The sequence below is a fragment of the Mucilaginibacter sp. genome (genome assembly GCF_028288105.1).
Classification (GTDB): Bacteria; Bacteroidota; Bacteroidia; order Sphingobacteriales; family Sphingobacteriaceae; genus Mucilaginibacter.
In genome coordinates this window covers 1-14,790 of the sequence record NZ_JAQBOI010000138.1, presented here as the reverse complement: position 1 = coordinate 14,790, position 14,790 = coordinate 1, and the positions used below count along the sequence as shown (strand labels likewise).

The window sequence follows — 14,790 nt, the reverse complement described above, 5'->3', positions numbered from 1 at the left end:
ATGCAGGTAGCCGTTAGGCTCTGGCGGGAAACGGGTTAAAACCCTGCCGCCATTTTTACCCGCGGCAATATCGCCCTCAACAATTTCCTCTATAAAATTCAGTGATCTTTCTTCGCTCATGGTTGTTAGTAACAGGGTGCAAAATTATACATAATTATACACTTTTATACAGTATTAAGCGGATTCTAATACAAGTACATATGTAGTTAATATTAAGAAGGCGTGTGCAATCGACTGCAAACTAAAAACTGCAAACTGCACATGGGCGTTGCCTGCGGCCCGGGCTTTACACTCATACTGCACAGGCCTTAGGCGCAAGGCCGGTATCCGTTTCACTCCCTAACGCGGGAACGACGTGGCGGGAGACGCGAAGTATCGCGCCTCTACGGGGAATAATGTAGAGACGCGATACTTCGCGCCTTTGACAACATACGGTATAACGATTGTAGTTACATCTTTTCGCAAGATTGCTTCGTGCCTCACCCCAACACGAAGTATTATATTTTCTCTTAACTTTGATCAGCTTTTTTACCTCCATCTAATTTATGAGCGAAACCCAATTTAACCGCCCTATCCGTGTATTAGTAGCCAAAGTTGGACTCGACGGGCACGACCGTGGTGCACGCATTATTGCAACCACCCTTCGTGACGCCGGTATGGAGGTAATATACACCGGCCTACGCCAAACACCCGAAATGGTGGTGAACACCGCCCTGCAAGAAGACGTAGACGCTATTGGCATCAGTATACTTTCGGGGGCGCACATGACGGTTTTCCCCAAGGTAATGGCACTTATTAAAGATAAAAAGATGGACGATGTGCTATTAACCGGCGGCGGCATTATCCCTGCCGATGATATGGCCGAGCTAAAAAAAATAGGCGTAGGCGAGCTTTTCCCCCCGGGGACAAGCACGGCAGATATTGTTACTTACATAACCAATTGGGTGCATACAAACCGCAATTTTTAATTTATCGTTATGGATTTCCAAAACTTATTAATTCAAAATAAAGGCCGCATACAATACATCATTATTAACCGCGAAAGCAAACTAAACGCTTTAAACAAAGCTACCCTTGCCGAGCTGCATATTGCCCTAACCGATGCCTTTAAGAGCGATAGTGTTGGCGGTATTATTATAACCGGTGCAGGCACAAAAGCATTTGTTGCCGGTGCGGATATCTCTGAATTTGCAGATCTGGATATAAAAGGCGGTACCGAGCTGGCCCGTCTGGGGCAGTCGACCGTTTTTGATGTGATAGCTAATGGCAATAAACCGGTAATAGCTGCAGTAAACGGTTTCGCGTTGGGCGGTGGCTTAGAGCTGGCTATGGCCTGTCATATCCGCGTAGCATCTGACAATGCCAAAATGGGCCTGCCCGAAGTTACCCTGGGTTTAATACCCGGTTATGGCGGTACGCAACGCTTAACACAATTGGTTGGCCGCGGCAAAGCCCTTGAAATGATCATGACTGCCGATATGGTAACCGCAGCCGATGCCTTTACCATTGGCCTGGTTAATCACGTAGTTTTCCCGGATGATCTGTTGCCAAAGGCCGAAGAGATCCTGAATAAAATATTAAGCCGCGCGCCTTTAGCTATCGCATCTGCCATAAAAGCGGTAAACGCCGCTGCTAAAGATGGTGTTAACGGCTTCGAAACCGAAATACAGGGATTTGGCAATTGCTTTGGTACCGAAGATTTTAAAGAGGGCGTATCCGCGTTTTTGCAAAAGAGGAAAGCAGAGTTTAAGGGGAAATAGATCCGTTAGTTTACTTACCCGGTCATTGCTTCGCTGGTCGGGGTGAGTAAAATCGCCAAAGACGAACAAACCAACCAGGAGGCTAATGCATGAAACACCTCATCATAATTGAAGCACCAAGCAATTTAGGCTTAAAACAACTCGGGGATGTAGAGCCCGGCGTGCGTAAACTACCCGCATGGTTAAAAACACATGGCTTATATGATGTTCTGCAACCACAAAAGGTAATACACATGGAGCCACCACCCTACAGTATGCACCTGGATAAGGAATCGGGTGTGAGAAATGCGGATGATATTGTCAGTTATTCCAAAACCCTATCCGAACAAATAAAAACCGCATTAAATGCCGGGCAGTTCCCGCTGGTTATTGGCGGCGATTGCAGTATCCTGATAGGTTGCGCACTTGCGCTAAAGTCTATAGGTACTTACGGCTTATTTTTTATTGATGGCCATACCGATTTTGTACTGCCACATTTTTCGCAAACCAAAGCCGCGGCGGGTATGGATCTGGCTATAATATGCGGGAACGGACCGGATAAACTCACCAATATCAACTCTTTAAAACCTTACATAGCCGAAGAAAACATTTTTGCCGTAGGCAACCGTTATCTGCAAAACGATTACGTAAAGTTGATAACCGATAGCACTATCAATTATTACGATCTGTACAAACTTCGCGCGGGTGGCATTGAACACATCACCAAAAAGTTTTTGGAACAAACCGCCCATCTTGATGGCTTCTGGATCCATCTTGATGTGGATGTGCTGGATAATGAACTAATGCCTTGTGTTGATTCGCCACAGCCCGGCGGCTTATCATATACCGAGCTGGGATCTGTCATCAGGGCATTATTATTATCGCCCAAAATAAAGGGAATAAATATTACTATTCTTGACCCCGATGGCACTTACGCAAAAATTTTTATCGAAAATTTTTCGCAAATGCTTACGGCGTAAAAAACCAACCCGCAATAAAAAATCTTTGTGTCTCTCCGTGATTTTTCGTCTCTGCGACCTCTGTGGTTAAAATTCTCAAAACCTCATTTCATGCAAATTTCATATGCCAGGCCGCTTTTTAACACTTAATTTACACTCTCCTGACCATTTACAATAATTGGTCAAATTTAATTCACTGTCAATCAATCGATTGAATAATCGTGACAATTGGATGAAAAAACGTATCTGTTTTCATGCTTTACTTTGCCCTGTGCTATACAAAAAAGCACGTTATCTAAATATTATTATATCATGAAAAGTTCATTAAAAATCGCAACAATGGTTTTAGCATTTGCCGGATTATCATTCGCAGCTAAAGCCCAAACAACAACTACTACTTCTACAAGCACTACTACTAAAAGCGGTATACGCTACAGCATCGGTGTTGATGCAGGTATCCCGGTTGGGGATCTTAAAGACACGCACAAATGGAACTTAGGTGGTTCGGTACAGGCAGACATCCCTGTGGCAAACCAATTATTTGTTACTGTTAATGCAGGTTACAACAACATCTTTGGTAAAAAAGACCTGGGTGGCGTTAGTGGCGCAGATGCTCCAGACATTAAGTTATTGCCGGTAAAAGCGGGTTTAAAATTCTTCCCTATCCAAAACTTTTATGTACAAGGTGAAGCTGGTGCAGCATTCCTGTTAAACAGTGATGATACCTTTAAAGACAAATCTGTAGCATTTGTTTACGCACCGCAAGTTGGTGTTCAGTTCCCGGTTAGCGCAAATGGTAACTTTATTGATGCCGGTATCCGTTACGAAGCTACTACCAAATTTAACAGTGCCCTTGACAGCAGCAAACCAAGCTTTTTAGGTGTGCGTGTTGCATACGGTTTCTAATAAAAAGGACCTATTAAAAACATAATTGAAAAAGGAGGCTTATAGCCTCCTTTTTTTGCTCTAAACGGCCGTTTTTTATCTGTAAACAATAATAATTCTAATAAATTAACAAATATTTGTACCTTAACCTGCGAAATCCATTTACCTGAACATCGGAATACAACTATGAAGAAAATCCTCATCATTGATGATGAAGTTAATGTTGGGCTGCTGCTATCAAAATTTTTGGTCCGCAATGGCTTTGAGGTAAACACGGCTACAAATGGCGGCAGTGGTATGGATTACCTCAAAAAGACTGATTTTGACCTGGTACTCTGTGATTTTAGGTTGGAGGATACCGACGGCCGCGAGATGCTCAAAAACATTAAGGCACTTTATCCCAAAACGGGGGTAATTATAATTACCGGTTATTCGGATATTAAGATGGCCGTAGAGCTCATAAAAATGGGTGCTTACGATTATATCACCAAGCCCCTGTATCCCGATGAGATCTTAAACACCATTACTAAGGCTATTGAAACCCAATACGCCCTGCAGGAAATGGCCACCAATGATTATAACAATAAGCCCCATAAGGAAAGCAAAAAGCAGGTACTATCCGGCGAGTTTGTTGTGGGTACCAGCCGGGCATCAAAAGAGTTATTAAAACAAATTGAGTTGGTTGCTCCAACCAATTACAGCGTTATTATATTAGGCGAAAGCGGCACCGGCAAAGAGTCGGTTGCAAAAAGCATACACCTGAACAGCCCCCGTTATAACCAGCCCTTTGTGGCAATGGACTGCGGGTCGCTCACTAAAGACCTGGCCGCAAGCGAGTTTTTTGGTCATGAAAAAGGCTCGTTCACCGGGGCCTTGTACACCAAAATAGGTCATTTTGAAATGGCCAATGGCGGCACCCTTTTCCTGGATGAGGTAGGTAACCTATCGTACGAGATACAGGCAGCCTTGCTACGCACCGTGCAGGAACGTAAAGTAAAACGCATAGGCAGCACTAAAGAGATCGACCTGGATGTGCGCATAATCATCGCCACAAACGAAAGCTTGCAGGAAGGGATCCTGAAGGGAAAGTTCCGCGAGGACCTTTACCACAGGTTTAATGAATTTAGTATTTATATGCCGCCATTGCGCGAGCGCGGCAACGATATTATGATGCTGGCTGATCATTTTTTAAAAATAGCCAATCACGAGCTCGATAGAGATGTAACCACTTTTTCGCCCGAGGTAATAGAGTGCTTTATGCATTACCGCTGGCAGGGCAACATCCGCGAGTTAAAGAACGTGGTGCGCCGTGCAACATTACTAAGCGAGGGTAATGAGATAACAATGAAAACCCTGCCGCTGGAAATATCCAACTTTAATGTATCAGCATTTGAACCGGTACATTCATCGGCCACAAACGAGCCAAAAGAACCCCGGCACGACCTGAAGAACGCTGCTTTAGGGGCAGAGCATGAAACTATTTTAAAAGTGCTTAGAGAAGTAAACTTCAATAAAACAAAAGCAGCCGAGATATTAAATATTGACCGCAAAACGCTTTATAATAAAATGAAGGCCATCAACCTAAAATAATATGAAAGCCGGGGACGAAAACAAGCTGATAAGCAGTAGGGCTTTTGAAATGTTAAAACATGATATTAAGAACCAGCTATCTAACATTCAACTTGCTTTAGAAGGTTTAAAATATGAGGTGGATGATAAGGATGGCGACCTTGGCCTGTACCTGGATAGCATGGCCCAATCTGCAGCAAAAATTGATAAGCTGTTAAACGGTTTTAAATAGAAACTTTGCTTAAGGCGCTAAAACTTTTAAGCGCTTTTTTGTTTATATATTAGTATCACAATTAGCTTTTCGGGGTAAGAATGTCCATCTTTAATTATAAACAACGCAATAATATTATACTGGTAAGCATTGTTGTGCTTGGTTGCTTTTTGCTATATGCTTTAAGCGACCTGTTTAGCTCTATACTGGGCGCCATTGTGCTCTTCACCATTTTTAGGCCGTTTTATTTATACATGGTTGAGCAGCGCAAGTTTAATCAGGCATTGGCAGCTATAATTATCATATTAATATCGCTTATTGTTATTGTTATCCCATTCCTGTCATTAAGTATTATGGTGATAGGCAAAATTAGCGGCATTAACCGCGAAACTATAAATATTGATAAATGGACAGAGAAAATTGACGCCTTTACCGCGGCCAATTTAAACCAGCCGCATTTTGCCGAAAACACATTACAAAAGCTGGGGGCCTATGCCGCAGATCTGTTCCCTTCTATTTTGGGTAGTGCGGCAAGCATTATACTTACCTTATTGGTAATGTATTTTTTACTGTACTTTATGTTTGTGCAAATGCGCGAGTTTGAAGTTGGCTTGCTTAAATATGCCCCATTTCGCGAACAGCACGCTTTAAAATTTGCTACAGAATTACGCAATTCAACCTACTCAAATGTACTGGGCCAGGGCATAATCGCTATTACTCAGGGCACATTGCTGGCTATGGGTTTTTACGCGTTTGGGATACCCGATGCCATTTTTTGGGGAGTAATTGGGGCGTTTTTATCATTTTTACCGGTAGTAGGTGCACCTACCATGTGCATACCTGCAAGTATTATACTATTTGCCGATGGGCATAACGTTAAGGGCATATTGCTTTTAGCGTACGGCCTGCTGTTTATTGGCAACGTTGATAATGTGCTGCGTATGATCATAAATAAACGCATAGGCAATACGCACCCAATTATATCAGTTATAGGGGTGTTTATTGGATTGCCGCTATTTGGCATTCTTGGCCTGGTTTTTGGGCCTGTATTGCTTTCGTATTTTCTTTTATTGCTGGAGATTTATGAAACTAACCGCATGGCGGCCGACAGGCTGGAGCGGATACGGACGGGGCCCGAGATGCAATAAGATATTATACAGGGATGATCTTATAAACGGGTTAAAAACCTATTTTTGAAAAGATATTTTATAAAAACCAAAACAAATATTCAACTTAAAAATTAATACAATATGAACGATAACACAAAAGTAGTTGTCGCCCTACTGGCAGGATTAGCGGCAGGAGCGGCTCTGGGAATTTTATTTGCACCAGATAAGGGTACCGAAACACGCGATAAGCTTTCAGAATCATTAAGCAACCTTGGCGACTCTATTAAAGAAACCGCCGCCAATGAGATTGATAAACTGGTAGGCTTAAAAGATAAGGTTGTAGAAAACATAAAAAGTAAAGTTAAAGGCGCTGAGCAAGAATATCAGGACGACCTGGAACACGCATAATTTACTTTTATGGTGTATAAACGCGACTAAAAAATTGATATGGAACCCGAAAAAGAAGCAACAGCTCGCCCTATTGTTGATCAGCTGAAAGATTATGCTGAAACTCGCTTTAAACTTTTAAAGTACGAAGTTATTGAGCGCAGCACATCAGTAGTGGCTGATGTAATAACAGATATTGCTATTATAATAAGCTTACTGTTAACTTTTTTATTCGCAAGTTTTACGCTGGCATTGTTCCTGGCAGATGTACTTCATTCGCATTGGAAAGGTTTTGGATGCGTAGCCCTTATATACCTGGTAATTGCTGTATTAATAATGGTTGGAAAGCGCAGTTTTGAAAGACCAATTATTAACGCGATGATCAGAAAGTTATTCAAATAAGACCATGGAAACACCTATAAGAAACATATTTGAACTGCAGGGCGAAATTGGAAGGCTGAAGAATTTAGAGGCCGAGCAGGCAATTGCTTTGAAGGCTCGCTTTAGCGGGCCAGCGGCAATATTTTCAACCGTGCTTTCGTTGTTCCCAAAATCGCCGACTGTTGATGGTATTAAAGGCGCAGGCTTTTTTAACCAGGACCTTTTAGGGCTTGTATCCAGGTTTGTACTGCCTTTAACCTTAAACAAAACCATATTTAAACATTCAGGGTTTATAGTTAAAACCCTGGTGGGCATACTTTCTCAAAAAGCATCGCACTACATTAGTGAAGATGCGGTAAGTGGCATTTGGAGCAAAGCCAAAGGGTTGTTCAGTAATCTGCTTAAAAAGAAAGATAAGCATCCCGAAAAAGAGGTTACGCCAGACTATAATCCACCACAATTATAAGATACCGATCGTGTAGCGGGACATGATCTTAAAGGGATAGACTCATTGAGTTTATCCCTTTTTTGTTTAGTGTTTTTTTTACCACTTTTTAACCACAGAGGGCACGGAGTTTTTCACAGAGATCGCTGAGGCGAATACTTTCTAAGAAGTATATTAATATTTATCTGTGTACTCTGTATTTCTCTCTTTGTACTCTGTGGTAAAACCCTTTAGAAAATTTCCGTATTTTCGCGCCTTTATTACAGCACGTGGGAAAAGACAAAATAAGGCGCTTCGCCGAGATAGAAACATTTAGTAATGTTTTACAGTTAGACGCAGGCAAGCCATTTAAAGGTAACTGGGCTACCGGTTTTTTTAAGAATAACAACCCTGTAGTATTGGAACTGGCCTGCGGTAAGGGCGAATACACCGTTAACCTTGCCCAAATGTTCCCGGATAAAAATTTTATAGGGATAGATTATAAAGGTAACCGCATTTGGCGCGGGGCTAAAACCGCACTGGAAGAAAACGTAAATAATGTTGCCTTCTTACGGATGCAGATAGAGAACCTGGTTGATTATTTCGGCGCTGGCGAGGTAGACGAGATCTGGATAACCTTCCCGGACCCACAACCGCAGCTAAGCCGCGAAAAGAAACGTTTAACATCGTCCCGCTTTTTAGATATGTATCGTATAGTGCTAAAACCGGATGGTTACATGAACCTGAAAACCGATAACGATGGCCTGCATGCTTATACTGCAGAAAAGATAACCGAACTTAGCCTTAAGCTGTTTATAAAAACCGAAGACCTGTATCACTCGGAGCATGCCAACGAAGTGCTGTCTATAAAAACCTATTACGAGAAAAAATACCTGCAGCATAATAAAAATATTAACTACCTTAAATTCTCATTTTAAACCGCAATGCCCGATTATAACTTCTACGATAATGTTTACGATGTAGTAAGGCAAATCCCCAAGGGCAGGGTTACATCTTACGGGGCTATTGCAGCTTATTTAGGCTCAAAGCAATCATCACGCATAGTAGGTTACGCCATGATGGCCTGCGGCAGTGCGCAACCACCAGTACCGGCACACCGGGTGGTAAACAGGCAGGGATTATTAACCGGCAAATTTCATTTTGGAGGCGACACCATGGAGCAGATGCTGCAAAACGAGGGTATTGAGGTTAAAGACAACCAGGTACAAAACTTTAAAGAATTGTTTTGGGACCCGGCTATAGAACTGGCGCTTTAACTCAGCAATTACCTGTATCGCATTAGGCTTAAACTAAATGGATTTGCACCCTGTATAATATCAGTCACAAATATTATATTGCATTACCATGAAAAAAACCTTTATCTGCTTGTTATTAACCGTTGTGCTTACACCATTACTTTGGGCGCAAACCGCTTCCGTGCATGTTACAGTTGCAAACACATCTTCTTCTGCATGCTTTTTTGTAAGAACGGAGCAGACTTTTATGCGCGACTTCCTAAAAAAAGGGTATACAGAGCTTGCTTTAAATAATCATAAAACAGCAACCTATACTATACAAATTACAAAACCGGAATTCATAACGTTTTACTGCGATAGTTCGTCGACAAGAGAGGGTAAGTCTTTACATTATTCGTTTTTTATTTCGCCCGGGGACGATCTTGATTTTAAGGCCGATTTTGCCCGTAAGGACTTCGGCATTACTGTAACCGGTAAAGGGAATAATAATAACCAGCCATTAAGGAGAAGTTTTTTTTCGGCAGAATTTGAACAATTTAATAAAGACACCTTGCCAAATCGGATGATCACCGCAATAAATGATACTGCAAAACGCATCGGGAACATTTTTAAAACTTATGTTGAACAGTATAGGCCATCGGCAGCATTTATAAAATACATGCAGTATAATATAGATTATTATGCAACCCAAACATTTTACAATTTAAAAGAAAACAACAAATTCGCCATAAGAGATGCCTATTATCGCAACATAGCAAAATGGCAGCATGTTACCGATAGTTTATTTAGCCGTACTAAACTGGATAACGCGGACGCTTTGCCAGTTCCAAATTACCGTTCATTAACAAGATACTTTTTATTAAGAAAGAAGGAAGCACTTTGGCGGGAAAGCACCACAGATTCTGTGGCCTTTTTTAAGGACTGGTACAACGCCAATGTTACCGAAGGTAGAAAAGCATTCATGGATGACCGCTCAAACCTGCTGCAGGAAAAAATCATCAATAAATATTTTACAGGCGATGTTGCCGAATATTTATACGCTATACTTTTTGACGATGCATTTGCTGAAGCAAACCCTGCAAACATTGTAGCCATATTTAACCGGTTTAAACAAAAATATCCAAATAGTATTTATATCAGTTGGTTTAGCCCTTCTGTTGAAAATGTAATTAAAAAAAGCAATAACTCTCTAAGTAACGAGATGGTGTTTGCTAAAGATAATGGCACCCAATTAAACACCCTTGAAGATATCCAGGAGCTTGCCAAAGGTAAAACCGTATTATTAGATATGTGGGGAACCTGGTGCGGCCCATGCCGTGAGGAGATGGAAAATAACAGCGAAGCCCTAAAAGAACATTTTAAAAATAAAGGACTTGATTATTTCTATATAGCCAACTATGACCTAAAGAATGAAACAACCTGGAAAAAATTGATAGCCTATTTTAAATTAACAGGTACACATGTTTTAGCAAACGAAAAGTTAAGTGACGACATCATGGAAAAAACCAAAGGCAGGGGCTACCCCACATACATTATTATTAAAAAAGATGGTTCTTATGAATTATCAAAAGCAGGTTACCCGATGGATAGGGGTGTGCTGATTAAACAATTGGAGGACGCGCTGGCAATCAAGAATTAATCTATCTGCAGCAGCTCCATCCGGTTTCCAAAAGGGTCTATAAATGCAAAACGGTGGCGGCCGGGTATAACCGGCTCTTCTACGATCTCTACATTATTGCCTTCTAAATGCCTGCGGGCGGCATCTACATCAATCACTTCCAGGGCAGTATGGCGAATGGTATGTGGCAGGGCAGGTTCAACACCTATATGCAGCTGTACATTGCCAATATTCAGCCAGTAACCTGCTGATGAAAAAAGGTGATCGGGCCGGTCAATCAGTTCCAGCCCAATCACATTCGTATAAAAGTCTTTTGCCTCCTCCAGTCTTTCCGGTGGTACGCAAATGTGGAAATGATCTATACGTTTAAAGTCTATCATATAGCTATCGTTTGCCCTAATCTATTAAATAGCAAAGCAATTGCTAAGTGAGTAAATATAATTTATTTAAACAAATAGGTTACACCGGCTTTAACTGATGATTGTCTGGTTTCTGAAACTAAATAACGGTCAATAGCAGTAGGGAAAGTATAACCTGCAAAAAATTGAAAACGCTTGTTTAATTGTACCCCTGCTTTTACCGGGATAGAAATATTAAATTTTTCAAATAATGGAAATTTTTCAACTTTATTTTCGGAGCCGTTGTTAAATTTAGATACGTAGTAATATTTATTATAGTAATTAGAGTTTAATGAAACACCTGCATCAACAAATAACTTCAAATTATCTGTAGAGTAAATATTATACATTATTTGTGGTGTAAGCGAAATGGTCACCTGTTTAAAATCAAGGCTATGCAAAGCAACCGCGTCAGATTGAGGATCTGTTATAGTAAAGTGATTCCGGGATAAAGTTAACTCCATGCGAATAACCATTTTTTCGGTATTTTTATTAGGAACAATATCTACCCCGCCGCTTATCTCGGGAGCAACAGAGGAAGTGCTCCTTCCCACAAAAGGTGCGTTTGACCCGATAAATGAAACTTTGCTGCTCTTGATAGCCGCGCCAACAAAAAAACGCGTCCCGAAATTACTCTTTATGGTTTTTTGTATGCCCGAATCTCCATTTAGTTTTAATACAACATGGCTAAGATCCTTTTCAGAGTAATCTGCTCTTGAGATCATGGCTTGCAATTTTTCATTACCTGGTTGAAAGCCTGCGGCAAAAACCATCAACTGGTTAATATAACTGTTCACACTTATAAATGTCCGCTGCTCATTAATATATAGGTACTTATTTAAAGCGGTTATTTCATTGGTTTTTTCGTTCAGAATATAAAAATGCGACTTTACCTCGTTGCTAAACTCATACAATGACAGGTTTTTCCCTTTTACAACTGTTTGTAAAAAAACTGTATCTATGGTATAAGTTGTGTCAATTGAACTCCCTACACGGGATAATTGCACCGGACTGTTATTTACCTTTACTATTGCTTTGTCATAATAATCTGCACCATTTATTCCAAAACCGCTGGCATTGGCAACAGTTATTTTTTGTATTGGCTTGTTAAGATCTTGTTTAAAAACTACCTCCTTAGGGTTTCTTACCCATTCGCGGTAATCAATGAAGCCTTTAACGGTGTCCTTGTTAGTTTTTAGGATGTAACCTGGTTTGAAATTAGTTTGTGCATTTGCCCGAAAAGAAAATAGCAGGCAAAAAAATAGCGAAAAGTAGAAATATCTCATGTATAAAGTTTAGAGGCGCGAAGGTATTAAAAAAGCCTCACCCTCTAAATTTTATAATTAAGATTTAAAACGATTATTCGTCCTCGGCAAAGGTTAAAACGTAGTTATTATTGTCAAGGATAGAGAATTCGGTGGCACCGTAAAATGTTTTCTCCAGGCCTTTTAGCACGGTAACTTTATCTTTTAACTCCTCAAAAAATGCACGGATACCGGTTAGCTTTATATAAAGCAAAAGCGAGCCGCCATCGGTCCGGCTAATGTTTGGCAGTTCGTCGGCCAGGCTTTCAAAGGTTTGGAACATAACGGTAACATTGCCTTTCATCATCATAGCCCACACCAGGTTATCACCCGTTTCGGGCACGGTAGCAATAGTTGTAAAGCCTAAAAGCTGATAAAAGCTGATGGTGGCATTAATATCTTTAACAAAAAAATTGGGGGATAGACTTTCCATAGGTTTTCTAATTATGTGGCAAATTTATGATTAATTGGGGCGTATAAAAATAAAACGTTATACCTTTAATCACTAATTCACCAACGCAGTAAATCACTAATTATATAGCCCCATGGGACAATTAATAAACGACTTTGAAGCCTATCGTACAAAAATGAACGACAGGATAATGGAAAGCTCCAATACCAATATTAAACGTTTTTTTGCTTTAGATACTACCAGCTATGCCGATGGCGCCCTGGATGTAAAAACAAAGGAAATGCTTGGCCTTGTTGCTTCAATGGTTTTGCGTTGCGATGATTGCATAAAATATCACTTGGGCAAATGCCACGAAGCCGGCGTTAAACACGATGAAATGAACGAAGTTTTTATGATAGCCAACCTGGTCGGCGGCTCCATTGTTATCCCGCATTACCGCCGCGCGGTAGAGTATTGGGATGAATTGAATGGCTTATAAACCACGGCGCGTTGTATTGCAACGCGCTGGAAACAATTACATCCTTAACCGTAGTGATACCGACCTGCCCAGCGCTTGTATAAATTGCGGGTCGAGGGTTTCGTTGCCTTCTTTTTGTATCCAGATGGTTTTTTCTTTTATCAGCTGCAGCTTTTCGCCGTTCAGCAATAGTTCCAGTTCTACAGTGTTTTGATTGATCAGATTGCTGTTTACTATCTGGTAAACATAATCCTGGTCATTAAAAGTTATTCTTAGCGGTAATCCCATATCTCAAATCTTCTCGGTTGTAAAGATAAGCCTTAACGCGGGTTATAGAATTTTATTTGAAAATTTTGTGTCGCAACAAAAAAAGGCCCCGAATCGGGGCCTTTTAAATATAAGTTTATGAACGTGGTTGCTTATTGAGCGTTCTCTTCTTCCAAAGCCATTAACTCATCAACAAGGATACGTCCGCAATGCTCGCAAACGATGATCTTTTTACGCTGACGGATATCTGACTGGCGTTGAGGCGGGATCTGGTTAAAGCAACCAGAACATGAATCGCGCTGAATAGTTACTACCGCTAAACCATTTTTAGCGTTTTTACGCAAACGGTTGTAAGCAATAAGCAAACGCTCATCAATATTACTTGTAGCTTTTTCGGCCTGGCCGGTTAATTCATTTTCTTCTTTTTCAGTTTCGGCGGTAATTGTGCCTAACTCATCTTTTTTAGCGTCAAGGTCGCTGCGGCGAGCTTCCAGATCAGCCAATGCTTTTTCGTAGATGCTGGTTTTTGATGCGATCTCGAAACCAAATTCACGAATTTTTTTCTCGCTTACCTGTATGTCTAAGCCTTGTATCTCAATTTCTTTTGAAATGGCATCATACTCACGGTTGTTTTTAACCTCGTTAAGCTGAGTTTCGTATTTTTTTATGTTAGCCTGAGAATCTTTAATAAGGTTCTTGCGTGTAACGATCTCGTCTTCAAGATCATCGAGCTCATTTTTTATTTTTTGAATGCGGGTTTCAAGTCCGGCAACATCATCTTCAAGATCGGCAACTTCCATAGGCAGTTCACCTCTTACCTGGCGTATCTTGTCAATTTTGGTGTGGATGGTTTGCAGGTCGTATAAAGCTTTAAGCTTTTGTTCTATGGTTTGTTCCATTAAATAAAATATTTGACGGGGTTTGTATTCACTTTTGTTAAACGGATGGCAAAGTTACTAAATTTTTCTTGAATAATTTCGCACAATAATTGCTGCGTAAATTGCTCACTTTCAAAATGTCCAATGTCGGCGATTACTATTTTTCCTTCCGCATCAAAAAACTCGTGATATTTATAATCTGCTGTGATAAAAATATCCGCCCCTGCAGCAATGGCATGCTTTAATAAAAAGCCACCCGAACCTCCACAAACCGCTACTTTTTTAACCTGTTTACCGGTAAGCGCCGTATGCCTGATAACAGCACAATCCATTGCTGCTTTAACTTCGCCTAAAAATTCGGCCTCGTCCATAGGCACTTCCAACTCCCCTATCATCCCGCTGCCAATTTGCTGGTGCTGATTGGTTAGGTTGTAAAGATCATAGGCCACTTCCTCGTACGGGTGCGCTAAAACCAGCGCCATAATTATTTTGCTTTCCAGATTGGCCGGGTAAATGGTTTCAATCCGCACCTCCTC

Annotated in this window: 20 protein-coding genes; 14 read left to right on the top strand and 6 right to left on the bottom strand. The window is 40.9% G+C overall.

Translation table 11 applies throughout. The features are described from left to right. Positions 1-545: 545 nt before the first annotated feature. The 13 genes from JWQ85_RS09565 (at position 546) to JWQ85_RS09505 (ending at position 10,559) form a co-directional block, all read left to right on the top strand. On the top strand, positions 546-968 hold the full coding sequence (locus JWQ85_RS09565; RefSeq protein ID WP_299467303.1) for a cobalamin B12-binding domain-containing protein: 423 nt from the start codon (positions 546-548) through the stop codon (positions 966-968). A 9-nt stretch (positions 969-977) separates the two neighbouring features. Further along, the gene (locus JWQ85_RS09560; protein ID WP_299467301.1) at positions 978-1,760 is read left to right on the top strand and encodes an enoyl-CoA hydratase-related protein; all 783 of its coding nucleotides are present in this window, start codon (positions 978-980) and stop codon (positions 1,758-1,760) included. An 89-nt stretch (positions 1,761-1,849) separates the two neighbouring features. After that, on the top strand, positions 1,850-2,719 hold the full coding sequence (locus JWQ85_RS09555; RefSeq protein ID WP_299467299.1) for an arginase family protein: 870 nt from the start codon (positions 1,850-1,852) through the stop codon (positions 2,717-2,719). A gap of 291 nt (positions 2,720-3,010) precedes the next feature. After that, on the top strand, positions 3,011-3,604 hold the full coding sequence (locus JWQ85_RS09550; protein WP_299467297.1) for a hypothetical protein: 594 nt from the start codon (positions 3,011-3,013) through the stop codon (positions 3,602-3,604). 165 nt (positions 3,605-3,769) lie between these two features. Next, on the top strand, positions 3,770-5,173 hold the full coding sequence (locus JWQ85_RS09545) for a sigma-54 dependent transcriptional regulator (RefSeq protein WP_299467295.1): 1,404 nt from the start codon (positions 3,770-3,772) through the stop codon (positions 5,171-5,173). Position 5,174: 1 nt separating this feature from the next. Further along, positions 5,175-5,384 carry a histidine kinase dimerization/phospho-acceptor domain-containing protein gene (locus JWQ85_RS09540; protein ID WP_299467293.1) on the top strand — a complete coding sequence of 70 codons (210 nt, stop codon included), beginning with the start codon at positions 5,175-5,177 and terminating at the stop codon, positions 5,382-5,384. Between the two features lie 80 nt (positions 5,385-5,464). After that, positions 5,465-6,511 (top strand): AI-2E family transporter, encoded by a 1,047-nt coding sequence (locus JWQ85_RS09535; RefSeq protein ID WP_299467291.1) that lies wholly within the window; start codon positions 5,465-5,467, stop codon positions 6,509-6,511. A gap of 102 nt (positions 6,512-6,613) precedes the next feature. Further along, complete coding sequence (locus tag JWQ85_RS09530; protein ID WP_256541512.1) at positions 6,614-6,880, top strand: YtxH domain-containing protein; 267 nt, start codon at positions 6,614-6,616, stop codon at positions 6,878-6,880. Positions 6,881-6,919: 39 nt separating this feature from the next. Further along, complete coding sequence (locus tag JWQ85_RS09525) at positions 6,920-7,261, top strand: phage holin family protein (protein ID WP_299467288.1); 342 nt, start codon at positions 6,920-6,922, stop codon at positions 7,259-7,261. A 4-nt stretch (positions 7,262-7,265) separates the two neighbouring features. Further along, the gene (locus tag JWQ85_RS09520; protein ID WP_299467286.1) at positions 7,266-7,706 is read left to right on the top strand and encodes a hypothetical protein; all 441 of its coding nucleotides are present in this window, start codon (positions 7,266-7,268) and stop codon (positions 7,704-7,706) included. Between the two features lie 248 nt (positions 7,707-7,954). Next, a complete protein-coding gene (gene trmB / locus JWQ85_RS09515; protein WP_299467284.1) occupies positions 7,955-8,602 on the top strand; it encodes a tRNA (guanosine(46)-N7)-methyltransferase TrmB in 648 nt (215 codons plus the stop codon). Between the two features lie 6 nt (positions 8,603-8,608). Then, complete coding sequence (locus JWQ85_RS09510; protein ID WP_299467282.1) at positions 8,609-8,941, top strand: MGMT family protein; 333 nt, start codon at positions 8,609-8,611, stop codon at positions 8,939-8,941. Between the two features lie 88 nt (positions 8,942-9,029). Continuing rightward, positions 9,030-10,559 (top strand): TlpA disulfide reductase family protein, encoded by a 1,530-nt coding sequence (locus JWQ85_RS09505; protein ID WP_299467280.1) that lies wholly within the window; start codon positions 9,030-9,032, stop codon positions 10,557-10,559. Here JWQ85_RS09505 and JWQ85_RS09500 read toward each other — a convergent pair. From JWQ85_RS09500 to JWQ85_RS09490, 3 genes are all read right to left on the bottom strand, one after another. Further along, entirely contained in the window at positions 10,556-10,918 is a 363-nt protein-coding gene (locus tag JWQ85_RS09500) for a VOC family protein (RefSeq protein WP_299467278.1), read from the bottom strand. The two genes, JWQ85_RS09505 and JWQ85_RS09500, sit on opposite strands and share 4 nt — an antisense overlap. A 62-nt stretch (positions 10,919-10,980) precedes the next feature. Continuing rightward, positions 10,981-12,222 (bottom strand): outer membrane beta-barrel protein, encoded by a 1,242-nt coding sequence (locus JWQ85_RS09495; protein ID WP_299467277.1) that lies wholly within the window; start codon positions 12,220-12,222, stop codon positions 10,981-10,983. A 73-nt stretch (positions 12,223-12,295) separates the two neighbouring features. Next, on the bottom strand, positions 12,296-12,673 hold the full coding sequence (locus tag JWQ85_RS09490; RefSeq protein ID WP_299467275.1) for a VOC family protein: 378 nt from the start codon (positions 12,671-12,673) through the stop codon (positions 12,296-12,298). A gap of 112 nt (positions 12,674-12,785) precedes the next feature. Between JWQ85_RS09490 and JWQ85_RS09485 the strand changes: the two genes are divergently transcribed. After that, positions 12,786-13,130 (top strand): carboxymuconolactone decarboxylase family protein, encoded by a 345-nt coding sequence (locus JWQ85_RS09485; RefSeq protein WP_256541504.1) that lies wholly within the window; start codon positions 12,786-12,788, stop codon positions 13,128-13,130. A gap of 36 nt (positions 13,131-13,166) precedes the next feature. On the opposite strand, the gene JWQ85_RS09480 is transcribed toward JWQ85_RS09485, so the two are convergent. From JWQ85_RS09480 to JWQ85_RS09470, 3 genes are all read right to left on the bottom strand, one after another. Further along, a complete protein-coding gene (locus tag JWQ85_RS09480) occupies positions 13,167-13,397 on the bottom strand; it encodes a hypothetical protein (protein ID WP_256541503.1) in 231 nt (76 codons plus the stop codon). Positions 13,398-13,528: 131 nt separating this feature from the next. Beyond that, the gene (locus JWQ85_RS09475; RefSeq protein ID WP_299467270.1) at positions 13,529-14,275 is read right to left on the bottom strand and encodes a C4-type zinc ribbon domain-containing protein; all 747 of its coding nucleotides are present in this window, start codon (positions 14,273-14,275) and stop codon (positions 13,529-13,531) included. Then, positions 14,275-14,790: Nif3-like dinuclear metal center hexameric protein (locus JWQ85_RS09470; RefSeq protein WP_299467268.1), on the bottom strand; the 516-nt coding region annotated here is incomplete at its 5' end. The genes JWQ85_RS09475 and JWQ85_RS09470, both read right to left, overlap by 1 nt.

Bases quoted from the DNA above. Each gene is read 5' to 3' on its own strand.
- JWQ85_RS09535 (WP_299467291.1), top strand. From the start codon at position 5,465: ATGTCCATCTTTAATTATAAACAACGCAATAATATTATACTGGTAAGC.
- JWQ85_RS09495 (WP_299467277.1), bottom strand. From the start codon at position 12,222: ATGAGATATTTCTACTTTTCGCTATTTTTTTGCCTGCTATTTTCTTTT.
- JWQ85_RS09545 (WP_299467295.1), top strand. From the start codon at position 3,770: ATGAAGAAAATCCTCATCATTGATGATGAAGTTAATGTTGGGCTGCTG.
- JWQ85_RS09540 (WP_299467293.1), top strand. From the start codon at position 5,175: ATGAAAGCCGGGGACGAAAACAAGCTGATAAGCAGTAGGGCTTTTGAA.
- JWQ85_RS09475 (WP_299467270.1), bottom strand. From the start codon at position 14,275: ATGGAACAAACCATAGAACAAAAGCTTAAAGCTTTATACGACCTGCAA.
- JWQ85_RS09520 (WP_299467286.1), top strand. From the start codon at position 7,266: ATGGAAACACCTATAAGAAACATATTTGAACTGCAGGGCGAAATTGGA.
- JWQ85_RS09555 (WP_299467299.1), top strand. From the start codon at position 1,850: ATGAAACACCTCATCATAATTGAAGCACCAAGCAATTTAGGCTTAAAA.
- JWQ85_RS09550 (WP_299467297.1), top strand. From the start codon at position 3,011: ATGAAAAGTTCATTAAAAATCGCAACAATGGTTTTAGCATTTGCCGGA.
- JWQ85_RS09505 (WP_299467280.1), top strand. From the start codon at position 9,030: ATGAAAAAAACCTTTATCTGCTTGTTATTAACCGTTGTGCTTACACCA.
- JWQ85_RS09500 (WP_299467278.1), bottom strand. From the start codon at position 10,918: ATGATAGACTTTAAACGTATAGATCATTTCCACATTTGCGTACCACCG.
- JWQ85_RS09490 (WP_299467275.1), bottom strand. From the start codon at position 12,673: ATGGAAAGTCTATCCCCCAATTTTTTTGTTAAAGATATTAATGCCACC.
- JWQ85_RS09485 (WP_256541504.1), top strand. From the start codon at position 12,786: ATGGGACAATTAATAAACGACTTTGAAGCCTATCGTACAAAAATGAAC.
- JWQ85_RS09530 (WP_256541512.1), top strand. From the start codon at position 6,614: ATGAACGATAACACAAAAGTAGTTGTCGCCCTACTGGCAGGATTAGCG.
- JWQ85_RS09560 (WP_299467301.1), top strand. From the start codon at position 978: ATGGATTTCCAAAACTTATTAATTCAAAATAAAGGCCGCATACAATAC.
- JWQ85_RS09525 (WP_299467288.1), top strand. From the start codon at position 6,920: ATGGAACCCGAAAAAGAAGCAACAGCTCGCCCTATTGTTGATCAGCTG.
- JWQ85_RS09510 (WP_299467282.1), top strand. From the start codon at position 8,609: ATGCCCGATTATAACTTCTACGATAATGTTTACGATGTAGTAAGGCAA.
- JWQ85_RS09480 (WP_256541503.1), bottom strand. From the start codon at position 13,397: ATGGGATTACCGCTAAGAATAACTTTTAATGACCAGGATTATGTTTAC.
- JWQ85_RS09565 (WP_299467303.1), top strand. From the start codon at position 546: ATGAGCGAAACCCAATTTAACCGCCCTATCCGTGTATTAGTAGCCAAA.